A 2,290-nucleotide genomic window follows, 5' to 3' on the forward strand; every position below is an offset into this window, starting at 1 on the left:
GAGTCCGTGGGCGTCGAGGTGTGTGCGGTCGGCACGTTGCGGCGTGATCAGGGGGACGTTCGGCGTTTCCTCACTTCGCTGGCAGAGTTGTGGGTACAGGGCGGTACACCTGACTGGTCGGCTGTGTATGCGGGTTCCGGGGCCCAGCGGGTCGCGCTGCCGACCTACGCCTTCCAGCGTCGGCACTACTGGCTGGACGGCCCGCTCGCTGATCCCGAGCCCGAGGGCGTTGTCTCGACGGCAGTCGGCGCGCACGACAGCAGTGGCACCAGCGGTTCATACGGCATGTCGCCGGACGTCTCGTATGCCGTGCGTGCCCACACGGCGGCAGTGCTGGGACACGGCGCTGCGGAGGAGGTCGACGTACGGCGCTCGTTCAAGGACCTGGGCTTCGACTCGATCATGCTCGGTGATCTGCGCAGTCGGCTGAACACAGTGCTGGGCCGGCGGCTGACCACGGCCGCCCTCTTCTCGCACCCCACTCCGGCCCGGCTGGCAGCACACCTGGAGTCCGTGGGCGACAGTGCCGGAGACCGGCGTCCTGCCGCTGGCACGGTGCGCGAGCCCGACCACGTCCCTGCGATGGACAGCGCGGAAGACCCCATCGCCATTGTGGCCATGAGCTGCCGCTTTCCCGGCGGGGTGACTTCACCGGAGGACCTGTGGCGCCTCGTCGCCGCAGGCCAGGATGCGATCTCGGACTACCCCGACGACCGCGGCTGGGACCTGGAACGGCTGCTCAGCACGGACGGCCGGGGCCGCGTCACCACCGGAGTCGGCGGCTTCGTCGACGGCGTCACGGACTTCGACCCGCGCTTCTTCGGGATATCTCCGCGCGAAGCGCTGGCCATGGACCCGCAGCAGCGGCTGCTGCTGGAAACCTCGTGGGAGCTGCTGGAGCGTGCCGGCATCGACCCGGAACTGCTGCGCGGCAGCAGGACCGGCGTGTTCGTCGGTGCGATGGACCAGGAGTACGGCCCCCGGCTGCACGAGGCTCCGGAGACCCTCGACGGTCTCATGCTCACCGGCAAGACGACCAGCGTCGCCTCGGGCCGCATCGCCTACGTACTGGGACTGACCGGGCCCGCGCTCACCGTCGACACCGCCTGTTCGTCCTCGCTGGTGGCGCTCCACCTGGCCGTGGCGTCCCTGCGGCGCGGCGAGTGCTCGCTGGCCCTGGCAGGCGGCGTCACCGTGCTGTCGACACCGGGCATCTTCACCGAAATGACCAGCCAGCAAGGGCTGGCGCTCGACGGCCGCTGCAAGGCCTTCGCCAGCGCCGCCGATGGGACCGGATTCTCCGAAGGTGCCGGGATGCTGCTGGTCGAGCGGCTCTCTGACGCACGCCGCAACGGCCACCGCGTGCTCGCGGTCGTGCGCGGCTCCGCGATCAACCAGGACGGCGCGTCCAACGGACTCACCGCGCCCAACGGGCTCTCCCAGCAGCAGGTCATCCGGGACGCCTGGGCCAGCGCCGGACTCGGCTCCGCCGACGTGGACATGCTGGAGGCCCACGGCACCGGAACCGCACTGGGCGACCCCATCGAGGCGGAAGCACTGCTGGCGACGTACGGCCAGGACAGGCCCGAGGACCGGCCGTTGCTGCTCGGCTCGCTCAAGTCCAACATCGGCCACACGCAGGCCGCAGCGGGTGTCGCGGGTGTCATCAAGTCGGTACTGGCCATCCGACACGGCCTCGTGCCGGCCACGCTCCATGTCGACGGACCGACGCCCGAGGCGGACTGGTCCACCGGAGCGGTGCGTCTGGCCACGGAGAGCACCCCGTGGCCCGAGGCCAGCCCGGTCCGGAGAGCCGGTGTCTCCTCGTTCGGCATCAGCGGGACCAACGCCCACGTCATCGTCGAGCAGGCACCTGCCGACGCTGCGGTCCCCGCAGCGGCACCTGTGCCGAGGAAGCGGCTGCGTGAGGGCGGCCCGCTGCCGTGGATCGTCTCGGGCCGGACAGCGGCTGGACTGCGCGCACAAGCCGCACGGCTGCGGCAGTTCGCCGCCGACAGCGGGGCGACGGACGAGGAACTGGGACGCGCCCTGGCCACCACCAGATCCGCGCTGGAACACCGCGCCGTTGTGGTGGCTGAGGACCGCGAGACGCTCCTGGCCGGACTCGAGGCCCTGGAGTCGGGCGAGTCCGCTGCCCATGTGTTCAGCGGCCAGGTGTCCGGCGAGCCGGGCGCCGTGGTGTTCGTGTTCCCGGGTCAGGGTTCGCAGTGGGCCGGTATGGCGGTGGGGTTGCTGGATTCTTCGCCGGTGTTCGCGGGGCGGTTCGGTG

Annotated in this window: 1 protein-coding gene; it reads left to right on the forward strand. The window is 71.0% G+C overall.

Translation table 11 applies throughout. The annotated features are described in order from the left end of the window. Positions 1-123: 123 nt before the first annotated feature. A partial coding sequence (locus tag ACFY8O_RS34405; RefSeq protein WP_387909349.1) for a type I polyketide synthase occupies positions 124-2,290 on the forward strand: 2,167 nt, incomplete at its 3' end.

The sequence above is a fragment of the Streptomyces argenteolus genome, from assembly GCF_042902585.1.
GTDB lineage: Bacteria > Actinomycetota > Actinomycetes > Streptomycetales > Streptomycetaceae > Streptomyces > Streptomyces argenteolus.